At 64.0% G+C, this 16,305-nt stretch carries 14 protein-coding genes and 1 tRNA gene; 8 read left to right on the top strand and 7 right to left on the bottom strand.

The window, feature by feature from the left end; translation table 11 throughout:
• Window positions 1-80 precede the first annotated feature (80 nt).
• From xylB to F455_RS0107150, 3 genes are all read left to right on the top strand, one after another.
• Window positions 81-1,586 (top strand): xylulokinase, encoded by a 1,506-nt coding sequence (xylB, locus tag F455_RS0107160; protein WP_018972598.1) that lies wholly within the window; start codon window positions 81-83, stop codon window positions 1,584-1,586.
• Between the two features lie 67 nt (window positions 1,587-1,653).
• Window positions 1,654-3,003: a xylose isomerase gene (gene xylA, locus F455_RS0107155; protein WP_018972597.1), complete on the top strand. Its 1,350-nt coding sequence runs from the start codon at window positions 1,654-1,656 to the stop codon at window positions 3,001-3,003.
• Between the two features lie 113 nt (window positions 3,004-3,116).
• Window positions 3,117-4,550: a sugar porter family MFS transporter gene (locus F455_RS0107150; protein ID WP_018972596.1), complete on the top strand. Its 1,434-nt coding sequence runs from the start codon at window positions 3,117-3,119 to the stop codon at window positions 4,548-4,550.
• A gap of 4 nt (window positions 4,551-4,554) precedes the next feature.
• Here F455_RS0107150 and F455_RS0107145 read toward each other — a convergent pair whose 3' ends face one another.
• Window positions 4,555-5,631 carry a LacI family DNA-binding transcriptional regulator gene (locus tag F455_RS0107145; protein ID WP_018972595.1) on the bottom strand — a complete coding sequence of 359 codons (1,077 nt, stop codon included), beginning with the start codon at window positions 5,629-5,631 and terminating at the stop codon, window positions 4,555-4,557.
• Between the two features lie 62 nt (window positions 5,632-5,693).
• On the opposite strand from F455_RS0107145, the gene F455_RS0107140 reads away from it, so the two are divergent.
• Complete coding sequence (locus F455_RS0107140; RefSeq protein ID WP_018972594.1) at window positions 5,694-6,521, top strand: aldose 1-epimerase; 828 nt, start codon at window positions 5,694-5,696, stop codon at window positions 6,519-6,521.
• 148 nt (window positions 6,522-6,669) lie between these two features.
• On the opposite strand, the gene F455_RS0107135 is transcribed toward F455_RS0107140, so the two are convergent.
• Window positions 6,670-6,746 (bottom strand) — tRNA-Met (locus F455_RS0107135).
• Between the two features lie 139 nt (window positions 6,747-6,885).
• Between F455_RS0107135 and coq7 the strand changes: the two genes are divergently transcribed.
• The 3 genes from coq7 (at window position 6,886) to F455_RS0107120 (ending at window position 8,699) form a co-directional block, all read left to right on the top strand.
• The gene (gene coq7, locus F455_RS0107130) at window positions 6,886-7,530 is read left to right on the top strand and encodes a 2-polyprenyl-3-methyl-6-methoxy-1,4-benzoquinone monooxygenase (protein ID WP_018972593.1); all 645 of its coding nucleotides are present in this window, start codon (window positions 6,886-6,888) and stop codon (window positions 7,528-7,530) included.
• A gap of 55 nt (window positions 7,531-7,585) precedes the next feature.
• Window positions 7,586-8,080, top strand: coding sequence for a phosphatase domain-containing protein (locus tag F455_RS0107125; protein WP_018972592.1), 495 nt, complete (start codon window positions 7,586-7,588; stop codon window positions 8,078-8,080).
• Window positions 8,081-8,183: 103 nt separating this feature from the next.
• Window positions 8,184-8,699 (top strand): discoidin domain-containing protein, encoded by a 516-nt coding sequence (locus F455_RS0107120; protein ID WP_083918814.1) that lies wholly within the window; start codon window positions 8,184-8,186, stop codon window positions 8,697-8,699.
• A 4-nt stretch (window positions 8,700-8,703) separates the two neighbouring features.
• On the opposite strand, the gene F455_RS0107115 is transcribed toward F455_RS0107120, so the two are convergent.
• From F455_RS0107115 to uraH, 5 genes are all read right to left on the bottom strand, one after another.
• Window positions 8,704-9,696, bottom strand: coding sequence for a sterol desaturase family protein (locus tag F455_RS0107115; RefSeq protein WP_018972590.1), 993 nt, complete (start codon window positions 9,694-9,696; stop codon window positions 8,704-8,706).
• 87 nt (window positions 9,697-9,783) lie between these two features.
• Entirely contained in the window at window positions 9,784-11,004 is a 1,221-nt protein-coding gene (locus tag F455_RS0107110) for a urate hydroxylase PuuD (RefSeq protein ID WP_018972589.1), read from the bottom strand.
• Window positions 11,001-13,325 carry a xanthine dehydrogenase molybdopterin binding subunit gene (gene xdhB, locus F455_RS0107105; protein ID WP_018972588.1) on the bottom strand — a complete coding sequence of 775 codons (2,325 nt, stop codon included), beginning with the start codon at window positions 13,323-13,325 and terminating at the stop codon, window positions 11,001-11,003. The genes F455_RS0107110 and xdhB overlap by 4 nt, the downstream gene beginning before the upstream one ends.
• Window positions 13,322-14,797 (bottom strand): xanthine dehydrogenase small subunit, encoded by a 1,476-nt coding sequence (gene xdhA / locus F455_RS0107100; protein WP_018972587.1) that lies wholly within the window; start codon window positions 14,795-14,797, stop codon window positions 13,322-13,324. The genes xdhB and xdhA overlap by 4 nt, the downstream gene beginning before the upstream one ends.
• A 1-nt stretch (window position 14,798) precedes the next feature.
• Window positions 14,799-15,146 carry a hydroxyisourate hydrolase gene (gene uraH / locus F455_RS0107095; protein ID WP_018972586.1) on the bottom strand — a complete coding sequence of 116 codons (348 nt, stop codon included), beginning with the start codon at window positions 15,144-15,146 and terminating at the stop codon, window positions 14,799-14,801.
• A gap of 108 nt (window positions 15,147-15,254) precedes the next feature.
• On the opposite strand from uraH, the gene F455_RS0107090 reads away from it, so the two are divergent.
• A complete protein-coding gene (locus F455_RS0107090) occupies window positions 15,255-16,283 on the top strand; it encodes an adenosine deaminase (protein WP_018972585.1) in 1,029 nt (342 codons plus the stop codon).
• Window positions 16,284-16,305: the final 22 nt, after the last annotated feature.

Genomic DNA, 16,305 nt, shown 5'->3' with positions numbered 1-16,305 from the left:
ACCGTCTACGTATCTACTCCGCCTTCCGCGCGACTTTTTTTTGTTGCTATTATGTTAACGCTAACATTAATTGGATCGGCATGAGCCTCGTCGTTGGAATCGATGTCGGCACGCAAAGCGTCAAGCTGATCGCTTACGATCCCGCCGCATGCAAGGTCGTCGCCGCACACGGCCAAGCCCTGCAATTGATCGCGCATGACGACGGCAGCCGCGAGCAGCGCGCCGAATGGTGGATCGATGCGATCCGCGCCTGCTTCGCCAAGCTCGAACCCGCGCAACGTGGGCGCATCGTCGCGGTCGGCGTGTCGGGACAGCAACACGGATTCGTCCCGGTGGATGAGGCCGGCCGCGTACTCGCACCAGCCAAACTGTGGTGCGACACGAGCACGCAGGCAGAGTGCGAGGAGATCATGGCGGCGGTCGGCGGCGATCGCCGCTGCATCGAACTCGCGGGCAATCCCATTCTGGCCGGCTACACCGCCTCCAAGCTGCCGTGGACGCGCAAACATCGGCCCGAAGCCTATTCGCGCCTGGCGACGATCCTGCTGCCGCACGACTATGTGAATTTCTGGTTGACCGGAGAACGCTGGATGGAACACGGCGACGCATCCGGTACCGGCTGGCTCGATGTGCGCACGCGCAACTGGTCCGCGCCGCTGCTCGCCGCGACCGACGCGCAGCGCGATCTCGCCGCGCTGCTTCCGCCGCTGGTCGACGCCGATGCGAGCTTCCCCATCGCAGCCGTGATCGCCGAGGAACTCGGTCTGCCACACAACGTGCGTGTCAGCGCCGGTGGTGGCGACAACATGATGGCGGCGATCGGTACGGGCAACGTCGCGCCGGGCGTGCTGAGCATGAGTCTCGGCACCTCGGGCACGCTGTTCGCCCATGCCGATCGCGCGCTCGTCGACGACGGCGCCGGCTGGGCCGCGTTCTGTTCTTCTACCGGCGGCTGGTTGCCGCTGATCTGCACGATGAACTGCACGGTCGCCACCGAAACCGTCGCGCGCGCGTTCGGCTTCGCCACGCAGGACGGCGATGCGCTGTTGGCGGACACGAGCCCTGGCGCCGACGGCCTCGCGATGCTGCCTTTCTTCAACGGCGAGCGCACGCCGAATTTGCCGCAGGCGCGCGCCGCGCTGCACGGCATGAACTTCGACAACTTCACGCGCGCCAACGCTTATCGCGCGGCGATGGAAGGCGCGACCTACGCGTTGCGCAACGGTTTGGAATCACTGCAGGCGGCCGGCATGCGCTTCGACACGATCCGCTTGACCGGCGGCGGCAGCCAGAGTGGCGTCTGGAGGCAGATGATCGCCGATGTCTTCGAACTGCCCCTCGACGTACCCGAGCAGAGCGAAGGCGCGGCCTTCGGCGCCGCGCTGCAGGCGCTATGGGCGCTCGACCACACCGAGGGCGGCGCGGCCGACATTGCGACGCTCGCGCGCGAACACGTGCGCTGTGCACCCGCACTTTCGACAAGACCGCAGGCAACCAGCGCGGCGGCATATCGCGCTCCCTATCAGCAATTCCTGCGTCACCTCGAATCGGCACAGCAGTTCCATTCGCGCGCCTCGCGCGAATAAATCGAATGACTTCCGCGCGCCTCGCGCGCATGCATCAAATGACTTCAAACGGCAAACGGTAATCTCCATGAGCACTCCTTTCATCGGCAAACGCGAATACTTCCCCGGCATCGGCCGCATCCCGTACGAGGGCCTGGGTTCCGACAACCCGCTCGCGTTCAAGCACTACGACGCGAACAAGAAGATCGGCGACAAGACCATGGCCGAGCACCTGCGCTTCGCGGTGTGTTACTGGCATTCGTTCTGCAACGCCGGCCACGATCCATTCGGCCCCGGCACGCGCCACTATCCCTGGGACGCACCGCTGGCCGCCAACGATTCGCCGCTCGCGCGCGCCGAGGCGAAGATCGATGCGGCCTTCGAGTTCTTCACCAAGCTCGGCGTGCCGTACTACTGCTTCCACGACATCGATATGGCGCCGGATGCCGACGACGTCGCCACTTACGAAAAAAATCTCAAGCACATGGTTGCGCTGGCCAAGGATCGGCAGAAAGCCAGCGGAGTGAAGCTGCTCTGGGGCACGGCGAACCTGTTCTCGCACCCGCGCTACATGAACGGCGCGGCGACCAATCCGGACTTCGCCGTGGTCGCGCGCGCCGCCGCTCAAGTCAAGAACGCGCTCGACGCGACGGTCGAACTCGGCGGCGAGAACTACGTGTTCTGGGGCGGCCGCGAAGGTTACGCCTCGCTGCACAACACGAACATGAAGCGCGAGCTCGATCATATGGCCCGGTTCCTGACGATGGCGCGCGACTACGGCCGCAGCATCGGCTTCAACGGCGTGTACCTGATCGAACCCAAGCCGATGGAGCCGATGAAGCACCAGTACGATTTCGACTCGGCGACGGTGGCCGGCTTCCTGCTCAAGCATGGCCTCGACAGGGATTTCAAGCTCAACATCGAAGCCAACCACGCCACGCTGTCCGGACACACCTTCGAGCACGATCTGCAGGTGGCCTCCGACCACGGCCTGCTCGGCAGCATCGATGCCAACCGCGGCAATGCACAAAACGGCTGGGACACCGACCAGTTCCCGACCGATCTCTACGACACGGTCGGCGCGATGCTGGTCGTGCTGCGCCAAGGTGGTCTCGCACCGGGCGGGCTCAACTTCGATGCGAAGGTGCGCCGCGAATCGACCGATGCGGAAGACCTGTTTCTCGCCCATATCGGCGGCATGGATGCGTTCGCGCGCGGCCTCGAGGTCGCCCATGCGCTGCTGACCCGATCGCCTTGGGAGACCTGGCGCCAGCAGCGCTATGCGAGCTTCGACAGCGGCGCCGGCAAGGATTTCGAAAACGGCAAACTGAAGTTTGCCGACCTGCACGCGCTCGCGTCGTCGAGTGGCGAGCCGGCGAAGATCAGCGGCCGGCAGGAGCGTTACGAGAATCTGCTCAACCAATATCTTCTTCGTTGATCGGATGCCAAGCATCCCGCGACGGACGAGATTGAAACAAAAAAGTGCGTGAGAGGGGCATCCGTGCCGAGCACGGATGCGAGGGTCCACGAAAACAACGACGGATACACGTCATGAACAGCATCCCGTTCGACCACACCGCAACCGCAGGCAATACAGAAAACACACGCCTCATCATCCTGATCAGCTGCGTCGCCACGATCGGCGGCTTCCTGTTCGGGTTCGACAGCGGCGTCATCAATGGCACGATCGACGGCCTCAAGCAGGCCTTCAACTCGACCTCGACCGAGATCGGCTTCGAGGTCGCCTCGATGCTGTTGGGCTGCGCCTTCGGCGCCTTCTTTGCCGGGCGCCTCGCCGACCGCTGGGGGCGGCGCAGCGTGCTGATCATTTCCGCGGTGCTGTTCCTGCTTTCCGCGCTCGGCGCGGGTTCGGCGACGACTTCCGCGTTCTTCGTCGCCGCACGCATCGTCGGCGGCTTCGCCGTCGGCGCGGCGAGCGTGATGTCGCCGGCGTATATCGCCGAAGTCGCTTCGGCGCGCTATCGCGGCCGGCTCGCGACGGTGCAACAGATCGCGATCATCAGCGGCCTGTTCTGTGCGTTCCTCAGCAATTATCTGCTGGCCAAGGCGGCCGGCGGCTCAACCGGCGCGTTGTGGCTCGGCCAGGCTGCATGGCGCTGGATGTTCTGGATGCAGGCGATCCCGTCGCTGCTGTTCCTGCTCTTACTGCTGCCGATTCCGGAAAGCCCGCGCTTCCTCGTCGTGAAGAAACGCACTGCCGACGCGCTTGCGGTGCTGGCGCGCTTATACGGTTCAGTGCAGGCGAAAACCAAACTCGTTGAGATCGATGCCTCGCTCTCGGCGGATCATCACCGTCCGCGCCTGTCCGACCTGATCAACAAGGAAACCGGCAAGATCCGTCCGATCGTCTGGGTCGGCATCGGCCTCGCCACGTTCCAGCAACTGGTCGGCATCAACGTCGTCTTCTACTACGGTGCCGTGCTCTGGCAAGCCGTCGGTTTCTCTGAGAGCGATGCACTGCTGATCAACGTCATGTCGGGCGCGCTGAGCATCGGCGCCTGTCTCGTCACCGTATTCCTGATCGACCGCATCGGCCGCAAGCCGCTGCTCTGGATCGGTTCGCTCGGCATGGCGGTGACACTCGCCCTGGTCACGCTCGCTTTCGCCAGCGCCGGGCTTGATGCAACCGGCAAGCTGGCGCTGTCGGGATCGATGGGCGTGCTCGCCCTCGTCGCCGCGAACGTCTACGTCATCTTCTTCAATCTGTCGTGGGGGCCGGTGATGTGGGTCATGCTCGGCGAGATGTTCCCGAACCAGATTCGCGGCTCCGGTCTCGCCGTAGCGGGTGCCGCACAATGGACTTCGAACTTCGCTATCACGGTCACCTTTCCGGTTCTGCTCGCCAGCATCGGTCTCGCCGGCGCTTACGGCATCTATACCGTGGCTGCAGCGATTTCCGTGTTCTTCGTCCTGCGCAAGGTGCATGAGACCCGCGGCAGGGAACTCGAGCAAATGGAAGGCTAGCGACCTAGGTCCGACGCGTATTCCGCCGCTGCGGCGATGCGACCGAGTCACGCTTGATCAGCTGATGCGCAACGACCTGATCGACCAGCACGCTGCTGCCCTGCTCCTTGCGCCGGATGCTGCGCAACAGAATGTCGACGGCGCAGTCGGCCATCGCCGCAACCGGCTGGCGAATCGTCGTCAGCTCGGGCCACACCATCGTCGCCGCGGATGTGTCGTCGAAGCCGACGACGGAGAGATCGCACGGCACGTCGAGGCCGCGACGGTGGGCGACGGAGACGACCGCCGCGGCCATGTCGTCATTGCTCGCGAAGATCGCGGTCGGCGGCGAACGCAGTGCGAGCAGTTTCTCGGCTGCATTGAGTCCCGAGCGATAGGTGAAGTAGCCCTGCTGCGCGAGTGCTGGATCGAAGGCGATGCCGGCTTCGAGCAGCGCAGCGCGGAAGCCCTTGAAACGGCACAGGCTGGAACTCTGGTTCGGATGGCCTTTGATGTAACCGATGTGCGTGTGCCCGGCGGCGATCAGATGTTCCGTCATCTCCTTGCTCGCGCTGAAGTCGTCTATGCGTACTTGGGAGATGTCGTGTTTTTCGCGACTCGAGGCAATCGCGACGACCGGCAAGCCCGCGTCGGCCAGCTCGGCGAGCACCGACTTGGATTCGCACAGCGGCGGCGGCAGGATCGCGCCGGCAACATTCGTCGCCAGCGCACGTGCCGCCTTGCGCTGGGCCTCCGCGTCGAACCCGTCCCAGGTGTAAACGACGAGCTGTGCCGCAGTGCGCGAAGTGCCGTGCAATGCACCGACCAGGAGTTCGCGCAGATATGCCGAACTCGGGTTGGTATAGATCAGGGCGATGCTCGTGCCGCGCGCCGCCGCCAACGAACTCGCCGCGAGATTGGGGATGTAACCCAGCTCGCGAACCGCGCGCAGTACGCGCTCGCGCGTCGCTTCACGCACTGCGCTTTGACCGTTGATGACGCGCGACACGGTCATCGACGACACCTTGGCGCGTGCGGCTACCACGTCGATCGTGACCGCTTCGCTCTTGCGACGCGTCGATTTACCGGCCGGCTTCTTCAAGGTTTTGTTCCTAGCCTTCGCATGCGTGGCATGTCGTACCGCCCATCTATGGATAACGATTTATGAGCCGCCCCTACAATACTGACGCGCTGGCGGAACTGGCGCCTGGGAATCTTCTCAAGATTGCCAGCAAAGCACTAGTCGTGGCCGTCGCGCCCGAGGCCGGCGGGCGCATCGCGCAGATCGAGTACCACGGCCAGGAGTGGCTGGTGGGATACAGCCGCGAACATGCGGCGATGATTGGTTGGGGTAGTTATCCCATGCTGCCCTGGGCCGGACGCATTCGACACGGTCGCTTTGAATTCGCCGGGCGGCTTCACCAACTGCCCCCGAATTTTGGCGGACATGCGATTCACGGCGTCGGCTTTGCGATGCCGTGGCAGGTCGATGCGCATTCGCCCGCGCATGTCGAACTTTCCCTTGCACTGCCCGACGACGAGCGCTGGCCTTTCGGTGGCAGCGCGCGCCAGCGCATCACCGTTGCGGAGCACTCGCTGCGAATGCAGCTGCAGGTGACTGCCGGCGAGAAGCGCATGCCGGCCGTGATTGGTTGGCACCCCTGGCTGCGCAAGCCGGATCGAATCGAATTCAGACCCAGTCGCGTCTATCCACGCGACGCAGAAGGCATCGCGACGTGCCCATTGGCCGAGCCGCCGCCCCCGCCCTGGGACGACTGCTTCCTCAACAGCGAGCCGGTAATCCTGGAGCGTTCCTCGCAACGTTTGCGCCTGAGTTCCAACTGCGATCATTGGGTGGTCTACGACGAGCCCGCCTACGCCACGTGCATAGAGCCGCAGAGCGGGCCGGCAGATGCCTTCAATCTCCATCCGACTCGATACCTGGAGCCAGGAACGACCGTTACGGCCTGGTTCCTTTGGGAATGGCTCTGATGAAGATCGGGTGATTCGCACTGGCCATCGAGCCTTGACTCGATACGCGATCGCCCGAATGAGATCGAGCCGAAGCGGCTGGTATAAAAACAAAGGCCGCCAAAAGGCGACCTTTTCAAAGCGAAGTTGTTGATTCTTCGCGCGAGTTTGGTGGCGATGGGTGGGCTCGAACCACCGACCCCAGCATTATGAGTGCTGTGCTCTAACCAGCTGAGCTACATCGCCGTCGGAAGAAAATCGCCTTCGCATTGCGCGAAGGGGGCGTGATTGTTGGGATTCGCGCCTCGTCTGTCAAGTGAATCATAGCAAATCCCCGGCGCGGCGGTCGATTGCGCTGCCCGCCCGCAGCGTCGAAAATGGCCGCATGTTCAGTCGTCGACTCTCCCTGCCCGACCGCATCCTGATCGAAATCGAACGCGCCGTGGGCACCGCGCTCGGCAGCGTCGAGCAGGCTTCGCGCCCCTCGCCCGCCGTCGGCGTGGTCGAAGCTGCGTTGAACGATGACGAGCGCCGCCACGCGGCTGGGCTGATGCGCGTGAATCACACCGGCGAAGTCTGCGCGCAGGCGCTCTACTCCGGCCAGGCTGCGGTTGCACGCCATGCGGACACACGCGCGCAATTGCTCGAAGCGGCGGCTGAGGAAACCGATCATCTCGCCTGGTGCGCCGAACGGCTCGATGCGCTGCACAGCCGACCGAGCCTGTTCAATCCGCTCTGGTACGCGGGCAGCTTCGCGCTCGGCGCGGTCGCGGCGCTGGTCAGCGACAAGGTCAGCCTGGGCTTCGTCGTCGAGACCGAGCGCCAGGTCGAAGCGCACCTCGGCGAGCATCTGGAAAAACTTCCCGCAGGCGACGCCGCAAGCCGCGCTGTCGTCGCGCAGATGAAGGAGGACGAGGCGCGCCACGGCCGACATGCGCGCGAGGCCGGCGGTATCGACCTGCCGCCGCCGATTCCCACGCTGATGCGCCATGCCAGCACCCTGATGAAGGCGGTGGCGTATCGCTTCTGAATCCGAATCCGGATCAGCAGCGGTTGCGTCCCGGCTTGCACGCTGGGCGCAGCCGTTGCCGCGCCTCGGCGTCGAGAATCTGCATCGCCTGAGCGACACGCTTTACCGCAGCGCGCAGCCGCGCAGCCGCAACGTGTCCGCGCTCGCGCAACTCGGCATCCGCACCGTCGTCTCCTTGCGTGCGTTCAACGGCGACGAGCGCCGCTTCGCCGACAGCGGCATCGCGCTCGTGCGCTTCCGCATCAATACCTGGGACATCGACGACGCCGAGGTCGCGCGCGCACTCGCAACGATGGTCGAATCGCAACGGCACGGCCCGGTGCTGGTCCACTGCTGGCACGGGGCCGACCGCACGGGTGTGGTTTGCGCGGCATACCGCATGGTCGTGGAAGGCTGGGGCAAGGCCGAGGCGCGCGCCGAGATGTTCGACGGTGGTTTCGGCTACCACGCGGTGTGGCGCAATATCCCCGCGTACATCGATCGCTTCGACATCGAGGCGATGCGGCGGTGGCTGAAAGAAATCGGGCCGGAATCCAACTCGAAGTCTTAACACGCTGCTTAGAGCGCGGCTAGGCAAAAAACGTCGATTCCGGCCTGCTGCATCCGCCCGGCATTTCGGGCAAGCTCGGACGACGACCAATCCGGAAAGCACGATGCCCAAGCCATCCAGTTCGAAGCTCGCGCGGTTCTCGTTGATGCCTGCCGCGTGCATGGCTCTTTCTTTGGCGGCTGGTGCCGTTCACGCCGAACCCGGTATCGATTTCGCGCTGCATCGGCCGGCAACGGGCTCGCCTGTCTGCAAGGCCAGCGAACCGGCTAGCAATGCGGTGGATGGCACTCTTTCCAGCATTCTCGACAAATTCTGCTCGCTCACGCGACCGGCCTGGCTGCAAGTCGATCTCGGCCAGGTGCGGCAAATTCGCGAGTTCACGATTCGGCATGCGGGCGCCGGCGGCGAGTCGCGCACCTGGAACACGCGCGCATTTGAAATTCTCGTTTCGCTCGACGGCTCGCATTGGCGACGCATCGTCGAGGTGGTCGACAACACGGCCGACGTCAGCCATCACCCGATCGCGCCCGTCGACGCGCGTTACGTCAAGCTCGTCGTCCGCGTGCCTGCGCAGGACGGCGATCCGGCCACGCGCATATTCGAACTCGAAGTGCGCTGAGCGCTCATGCCTCGGCAGTGTTCTGCAGGTACTCGCGGCGGGCGGCCGCTGCGGTCTTGTGCTTGCCGTCGTGGCTCCAACCCGGCGGCATGACCAGGTAGAGCAGTTTGTTGCGCAAGCCGGGAGCCGCGCAGAAATCGCGCCAAAGAGCGGCGAACTCGCCGAAATACACATCCACGAAGCTATTCGGGTTCATCGGGCGGGTGATGCCGTATTCGATCGCGATGTCAGCGCGCGCATTCTGATAGGTGCCGAACAACCGGTCCCAGACATTGAGCAGGTTGCAGAAGTTGGTGTCCATGTAGAGCGGGTTGCGCGCATGATGCACGCGATGGTGTAAGGGGGCGAGCACGAGCAGCTCCAATGCGCGCACGCGCCCGCGCCGGAAAAGGCCCTCGCCGACGTGAATGAACGCACCCCAGATGCCGTCGATGAACATGATCGCGAACAGCAGCAGCGGGTCGAGTCCGGCGAGCATGCAGATGCTGGTGCGCACGACGTCGGCATACGGTGCTTCGAGGAAGAAATGCGCGTTGCTCACCATCAGGTTCATCGAACGTGGCGCGTGATGCGTGGAGTGCAGACACCAGAGCAGTCGCACCTTGTGCGCAAAAAAATGATAGACGAAATGGGAGAATTCCCAGACGAGGTAGCCGTAGATCCATCCGTACCAGGTGAATCCGACGCGGAACGGCGCCAGCGGCTGCAGCAATCCGATGCAGAAGCCCACGGCAGCAATCGAGATCAGGTGACCGATCGCGCGATTGGCGAGATAGATCAAAAAGGTCAGCCCGTAGGCTTCCTCGATGAAGCGGCGCTTGAACATCGCCGTCGCCACCTCGATCAGCAACAGCAGCGGCACCAGCGGCGCGAGTGCTGACGTAAGTCCTTTCCAAGTCGCAAGCGCTGCATAGTCGCCCGAACGGATCAGTTCGAGCAGCCCTCCCACTCCCAGAAATTCAACTAGCTCATCGCGCAGGAAATCCAAAGCGACCATCGCGACCTCGCCCTCAGAAGACAATGAACGATCCGTGCGGCTAGGCGCCGCGTCGCGACTGTATTGCGCTTTTGCAGTCGAAGCAATTTACTTTGGTGCGCCGTCGCGCAGCCAGGCCAATACTGTCTCGCGCTCGGCGTCGGTCATCTGGGTGAGATTGCCGATCGGCATCACGCGCGTGGCGAGCTGGGTCTGCATCGCGACGGTGTTGGCGAGGATATGTTCGGGCGTATCGAGCATCACGCCTTTCGGCGGCGCGGGAAATCCAGCGAACGTCGGATGCGGCGCGTGGCAGGTCACGCAGCGCTGGTTGATGATGCCCTGTACTTCGCCGAAGCGCTGCGCAGCGGCTGCGGAATTGCGCGCGCCTTGCGTGGACGTACTCGTGCGCGGAGCGAGCGCGGCGATCACGCCTGCGAGCACGATCAAACCGATCACGAGCGGTACGGGCGAGGTCTTGCCGCCGCGCTCGTGCGCCTTGTGGCGCATGACGAACCAGGCGCGGATCGCGGCGCCGGCAACGCTCATCGCGATCAGCACGAGCCAGTTCCACTTCGCGCCGTAGGTCAGCGCGTAGTGGTTGCTGATCATCACGAACAACACCGGCAGCGTGAAGTACGTGTTGTGCACCGAGCGCTGCTTGCCGCGCAGGCCGTAGACGGGATCGAACGACCGCCCCTCGGCCTTTGCACGCACCATCTCACGCTGGCCCGGGATGATGACGAAGAATACGTTGGCGACCATGATCGTGCCGATCACGGCGCCGAACAGGATGTAGGCGCCGCGACCGCTGTAGAGATGGCACAACGCCCATGCGGCGATGCTCAACATCACCGCGACGAGCAACCCCAATGTTCGTTCGCTGCGCTGGAAGAAGAGCCGGCACAGTGCATCGTAAATCAGCCAGCCGCCGGCGAGGAATGCGAGCGCGATGCCGATCGCGGCCGGCTTCGACAACGCCATCACCTGCGCATCGATCAGGTAGATCTCGGCCTGGCCGAAGTAGAGCAGGCACAGCAGGAAGAAACCCGACAACCAAGTCGTGTACGCCTCCCAGTAGAACCAGTGCAGCGACTCGGGCAGATCAGCCGGCGCGGTTTTGTACTTTTGCGCATTGTAGAAACCGCCACCGTGCACGGCCCAGACCTCGCCGCCGACGCCGGCGTCGATCAGTTCCTTGCGCTTCGGCGGCAGCAGCGAATTGTCGAGCCAGACGAAATAGAACGAGGCGCCGATCCAGGCGATGCCGGTGATCAGGTGCAGCCAGCGGCCGAGCAGGCTGGCCCAGTCGAAAAGATACGCGCTCAATCAGCTGTGCTCCGCAGGGAATCGATCGCGCGCAGCACCGATTCAGGTGTTGCCGGCGCGACAAGGTCGGGAATCGCGCCCGCCGTACCACACGCGGCGACTGCATCACGGATCGCGTGCAGGGTCGAGATCGCGAGCATCAGCGGCGGCTCGCCGACCGCTTTGGAGCGATGGATCGTGTCTTCGGGATTCGGCGCATGTTCGAGGATGCGCACATCGGCATGCAGCGGCCAATCGCGTACGGATGGAATCTTGTATGTGGACGGCGCATGCGTCTTCAGCTCGCCGTTCGCGCTCCACCAAAGTTCTTCGTTCGTCAGCCAACCGACGCCTTGCAGGAAACCGCCTTCGATCTGGCCGCGGTCGATCGCAGGGTTCAACGACTTGCCGACGTCGTGAAGGACATCGACGCGCGTCAGCTGCGTCTCTCCGGTCAGGGTGTCGACCGCGACTTCGGATACGGCCACGCCGTAGGCGAAATAGAAGAACGGCCTGCCGTTGAGGCGGCTGCGGTCCCAATGGATTTTCGGCGTCGCGTAGAAACCGGTTGCCGACAGGGAAATGCGCGCCTGATACGCCGACTGCACCAGCTGCGCGAACGTCTTTTGTTCGTTGCCGATCTGCACAAGGCCTTTAGTGAATTTCACTTCATGCGGTTCGACGCCGTGCGTCTTGCATGCGTGCTCGATCAGACGCGTGCGCAGCGTCCGGCACGCGGTCTGTGCCGCCTTACCGTTGAGGTCGGCGCCGCTCGACGCCGCGGTCGCCGAGGTATTCGGTACCTTGCTTGTATCGGTCGCGGATGTGCGCACAGCCGAAAGCGGCAAACCGAACTCGTGCGCGACGACCTGCGCAACCTTGGTATACAGCCCCTGCCCCATCTCGGTGCCACCGTGATTGAGGAGTACGCTGCCGTCGGTATAGATGTGCACTAACGCGCCGGCCTGATTGAACACGGTCGCGTTGAACGAGATGCCGAACTTGACCGGGGTGAACGCGATGCCGCGCTTGACGATCGCGTTCGCCGCATTCCATTGCGCGATTTCGGCGCGTCGTTCGCGATAGCGGCTGGTCTTTTCCAGCCCGTCGGTGAGACGTCCGAGGATGTTGTCCTCGACGTACTGCCCATACGGCGTCACATCGCGCGGCGATTCGCCGTAGTAGTTGCGCCGGCGCACTTCGAGCGGATCGAGTTGCAGCGTGCGCGCGATATCGTCGATCGCCTGCTCGATCGCGAGCATGCCCTGCGGGCCACCGAAACCGCGGAACGCGGTGTTCGACACCGTATGCGTCTTGCAGCGATGCGAGAGGATCTCGATGTTCTCGATGTAGTAGGCGTTGTCGACATGGCAGATCGCGCGATCGTTGACCGGTCCGGACAGATCGGCCGAGTAGCCGCAGTTCGAGGCGAGCATCACCGCGAGCGCGGTGATGCGGCCCATATCGTCGAAGCCGATGTCGTAGTCGGCGATGAAACCGTGGCGCTTGCCGGTGATCAGCATGTCGGCGTCACGTTCGAGGCGCAGCTTGACCGCACGCCCGGCCTTGCGCGCGAGCACGCAGGCTGCCGCGGCGATCAGCGCGGGCTGTGATTCCTTGCCGCCGAAGCCGCCGCCCATGCGCCGGCATTGCACGACGATCGCATGCGCAGGCAGCGCCATCGCGTGCGCAATCACGTTTTGCACCTCGGTCGGATGCTGGGTCGAAGAATGCACGTGCAGCGTGCCGTCCTCGCCGGGAATCGCCACCGCGATCTGACCTTCGAGGTAGAAATGATCCTGGCCGCCGACCGTCATCGTGCCTTGCAGGCGATGCGGCGCTTTCGCCAGTTCCTCACGCGCGCGGCCGCGCGCGACGATCTGGCTCGGGGTCACGTAACTTCCCGCGTCGATCGCGTCGCGGATGGACAAGATCGCGGGCAGTTTCTCGTATTCGATCTTCGCCTTGAGCGCGGCCTTGCGCGCGATCGTCATCGACGTCGCCGCAACCGCGAACAATGGCTGGCCGGCGTATTGCACGAGTCCTTCGGCGAAGATCGGATCGTCGTGGACGATGCCGCCGTAGTTGTTCTCGCCGGGCACGTCGCTCGCGGTCGCGACGGCGACAACACCGGGCGTCGCCAGCACATCCGACAAGTCCATCGATTTGACGCGGCCGTGCGCGACGCGGCTGATGCCGAATGCGGCATGCAGTGCCGACGGCGGCAGTTCCATGTCGTCGGCGTAGACCGCGCGGCCGGACACGTGCAGGTGCGCGCTTTCGTGGCGAACCGACTCGCCGATCGGCGCACCGACGTCGACTTTGGCCGACAGGTCATTCATGCCGACACCTCGGTGGCATCCGTGCGCAGGACCTGCTTTGTCGCGTGTTCGAGAAAGAAACGGCGCAGCAAGTTCTGCGCGCCTTGCAGGCGATAGACAGCACTCGCGCGCATGTCGCTCAGCGGCTTGAAATCGTCGGCCAGGGCGTTCGCCGCCTCGGCGAACGCGGCTTCGGCGAACGCCTTGCCGACCAATGCAGCTTCGGCTTGCTTTGCGCGCGCGGGAATCGCCGCCATGCCACCATAGGCGATGCGCGCGGCAACGACATGCTCATCCGCTACGTCGATCGCAAACGCTGCGCATACCGCCGAGATGTCCTGATCGATGCGTTTGGACAGCTTGTAGCTCGCCACGCGCGTCGCCGTATTCGGCACCGGCACGTTGACCGCGACGACGAACTCGCCGCGCGCGAGGTCCTTCTTCATGTAGCCGAGATAGAAGTCTTCGAGCGCGAGCGTGCGCGTCGCTTCACCGCGGCGCAGTTCGATCATCGCGCCGAGCGCGATCAGCGCCGGCATCGCGTCGCCGATCGGCGAGCCGTTGGCGATGTTGCCGACCAGCGTGCCCGAGTTGCGCACCGGCGGCGAGGCGAAGCGCTGTGCCAATTCGGTCAGCGCAGGCACGTGCGCGACGATCGCACTCCATGCATCGGTCAACGGCACGGCGGCGCCGATGCGCAAAGCGCCGCCGCGGTTCTCGATGCGCTGCAGTTCGACGACCTCACCGATGTAGATGATCTGCGGTAACTCGCGCAGATGCTTGGTCACCCACAGTCCGATATCGGTGCCGCCGGCGAGCAGCAGTGAATCCGGCGCAGCTTCGACCATTGCGGCAAGCTCGTCGAGCAACATCGGCGCCCAGAATCCAGGCCGTATGAGCGGCGATACGCGGCGCAGCGCACCGACCGCATCGATGCGTCGACGCGCCTGCGCATCCGCACGCGACCAGCGCGTAGGCTCAGCATATTCGCGCATCGCACAACCGGCATCGATGATCGGCCGGTAGCCCGTGCAACGGCAGAGATTGCCCGCCAGCGTCTCGACGACTTGCTCACGATTCACACGTTCCTGTTGCTGATACAGCGCAAACAGGCTCATGACGAAGCCTGGCGTGCAGAAGCCGCATTGCGAGGCGTGCTGGTCGACCATCGCCTGCTGTACCGGATGCAGCTTGTCGCCGTCGGCAAGACTTTCGACCGTAACGAGCTCCTTACCGTCGATCGTCGGCAGAAAGCGAATGCAGGAATTGACCGCGCGGTAGCGCATGCCCGCGTCGCCGCCGGAACCAGTCAACTCGCCGAGCACGACCGTGCACGCGCCACAGTCGCCTTCGGCGCAACCTTCCTTCGTGCCGGTGCGTTGTCGGTGTTCGCGCAACCATTCGAGTACGGTCGTGGTCGGCGCGGCATCGGCTACTTCGACGATCTCGCCGTCGAGCACGAAACGGATGGCGTTGACCCCTGGCTCGCTCATGCTAACTGCCGCGATAGGTGGAGTAGCTCCACGGCGAAACGAGCAGCGGCACGTGGTAGTGCTGGTCGGCGTTCGCTATGCCGAAGTCGATGCGCACGATGTCGAGGAACGGCGGATCCGACAGCGCAACGCCCTGCGCGCGGAAATAGTCGGCAACGTGGAAGGCCAGCGTGTAGCGACCGGGGTGCAGCGCGGCGCCTTCGAGCAGTGGCGCATTCGCGCGCCCGTCGGCGTTGGTGGCGAGGCTCGCCAGCTCTTCGCCGGAATCGGCCGCATGCAGTTCCACGCGCATTCCGCGTGCCGGAATGCCCTGCGCCGTGTCGAGCACATGTGTGGTGAGTCTGCCCATGATGTTCTCGCCGGCGGCCTGTCCGCCGGATCTTCTGTCCGCTGCGTTGTCTGCATGTGTACAAAACAATTAAAGTCGTTGCAAGCACTTCCTGGGGAACGAACGACCATGAGCAACGATGCGACGGCGGAATTCATTCGCAAACTGCCCAAAGCCGAGCTGCACCTGCACATCGAAGGCACGCTCGAACCCGAACTGACCTTCGAGTTGGCGCGCAAGCACGGCGTCACGCCGAAGTATCCCAGCGTCGAGGCGCTGCGCGCGGCCTACGATTTCAGCGACCTGCAATCTTTCCTCGACCTCTATTACGCAGGCGCCGACGTGCTGCGCGACGAGGACGATTTCCACGCGCTGACGATGGCCTACCTGCGCCGCGCGCATGCCGACGGCGTGGTGCACACGGAAATCTTCTTCGACCCGCAAACGCACACCGCACGTGGCATCGCCTTCGCCACCGTGTTCGCCGGCATCCACCGCGCGCTGCGCGATGGCGAGCGTGAATTCGGCATCAGCTGGCGCATGATTCCCAATTTCCTGCGCCACCTCAGTGCCGACGATGCGATGCGCACGCTCGAGGAATTGCTGCCGTACAAGCGACACTTCGCCGCGGTTGGCCTCGATTCGTCCGAGCGCGGTCATCCGCCTTCGAAATTCACCGCAGTCTTCGCGCGCGCGCGCAGGGAAGGCCTGCGCACGGTCGCGCATGCGGGCGAGGAAGGCCCGCCCGAGTACATCCTCGAAGCGCTCGATCTGCTCAAGGTGTCGCGCATCGATCACGGCGTGCGCTGCGAGGAAGACGAAGCGTTGGTCGAGCGGCTCGTGCGCGAGCAGATACCGCTGACCGTCTGCCCGCTGTCGAACGTGAAACTGTGCGTCTACAAACGCATCGAGGACCACAACCTCAAGCGCCTGCTCGACCGCGGCCTCAAGGTGATGGTCAACTCGGACGACCCGTCGTATTTCGGCGGCTACGTGCTCGACAACTACCTCGCCGTGCAGCGTGGCCTCAATCTGTCGAAACCCGACGTCGCCCAGCTCGCGCGCAATTCGATCGAAGCCTCGTTCCTGGACACGGCCGCGAAGAACCGGTGGCTGGCGAAGATCGAGGCACTTGCCGCGCAGGGAAGCTCGGATTAACCGCAGCAGTTAATCAGAGGCT

Source organism: Rudaea cellulosilytica DSM 22992, assembly GCF_000378125.1.
GTDB lineage: Bacteria > Pseudomonadota > Gammaproteobacteria > Xanthomonadales > Rhodanobacteraceae > Rudaea > Rudaea cellulosilytica.
This window is presented reverse-complemented; position numbering and strand designations above follow the sequence as displayed.

Coding starts and splice junctions, on each gene's coding strand:
- F455_RS0107115 (WP_018972590.1), bottom strand. CDS start 9,696: ATGGTCGCTTTGGATTTCCTGCGCGATGAGCTAGTTGAATTTCTGGGA.
- uraH (WP_018972586.1), bottom strand. CDS start 15,146: ATGGGCAGACTCACCACACATGTGCTCGACACGGCGCAGGGCATTCCG.
- xylB (WP_018972598.1), top strand. CDS start 81: ATGAGCCTCGTCGTTGGAATCGATGTCGGCACGCAAAGCGTCAAGCTG.
- F455_RS0107150 (WP_018972596.1), top strand. CDS start 3,117: ATGAACAGCATCCCGTTCGACCACACCGCAACCGCAGGCAATACAGAA.
- F455_RS0107090 (WP_018972585.1), top strand. CDS start 15,255: ATGAGCAACGATGCGACGGCGGAATTCATTCGCAAACTGCCCAAAGCC.
- xylA (WP_018972597.1), top strand. CDS start 1,654: ATGAGCACTCCTTTCATCGGCAAACGCGAATACTTCCCCGGCATCGGC.
- F455_RS0107120 (WP_083918814.1), top strand. CDS start 8,184: ATGCCCAAGCCATCCAGTTCGAAGCTCGCGCGGTTCTCGTTGATGCCT.
- coq7 (WP_018972593.1), top strand. CDS start 6,886: ATGTTCAGTCGTCGACTCTCCCTGCCCGACCGCATCCTGATCGAAATC.
- F455_RS0107140 (WP_018972594.1), top strand. CDS start 5,694: ATGAGCCGCCCCTACAATACTGACGCGCTGGCGGAACTGGCGCCTGGG.
- xdhA (WP_018972587.1), bottom strand. CDS start 14,797: ATGAGCGAGCCAGGGGTCAACGCCATCCGTTTCGTGCTCGACGGCGAG.
- xdhB (WP_018972588.1), bottom strand. CDS start 13,325: ATGAATGACCTGTCGGCCAAAGTCGACGTCGGTGCGCCGATCGGCGAG.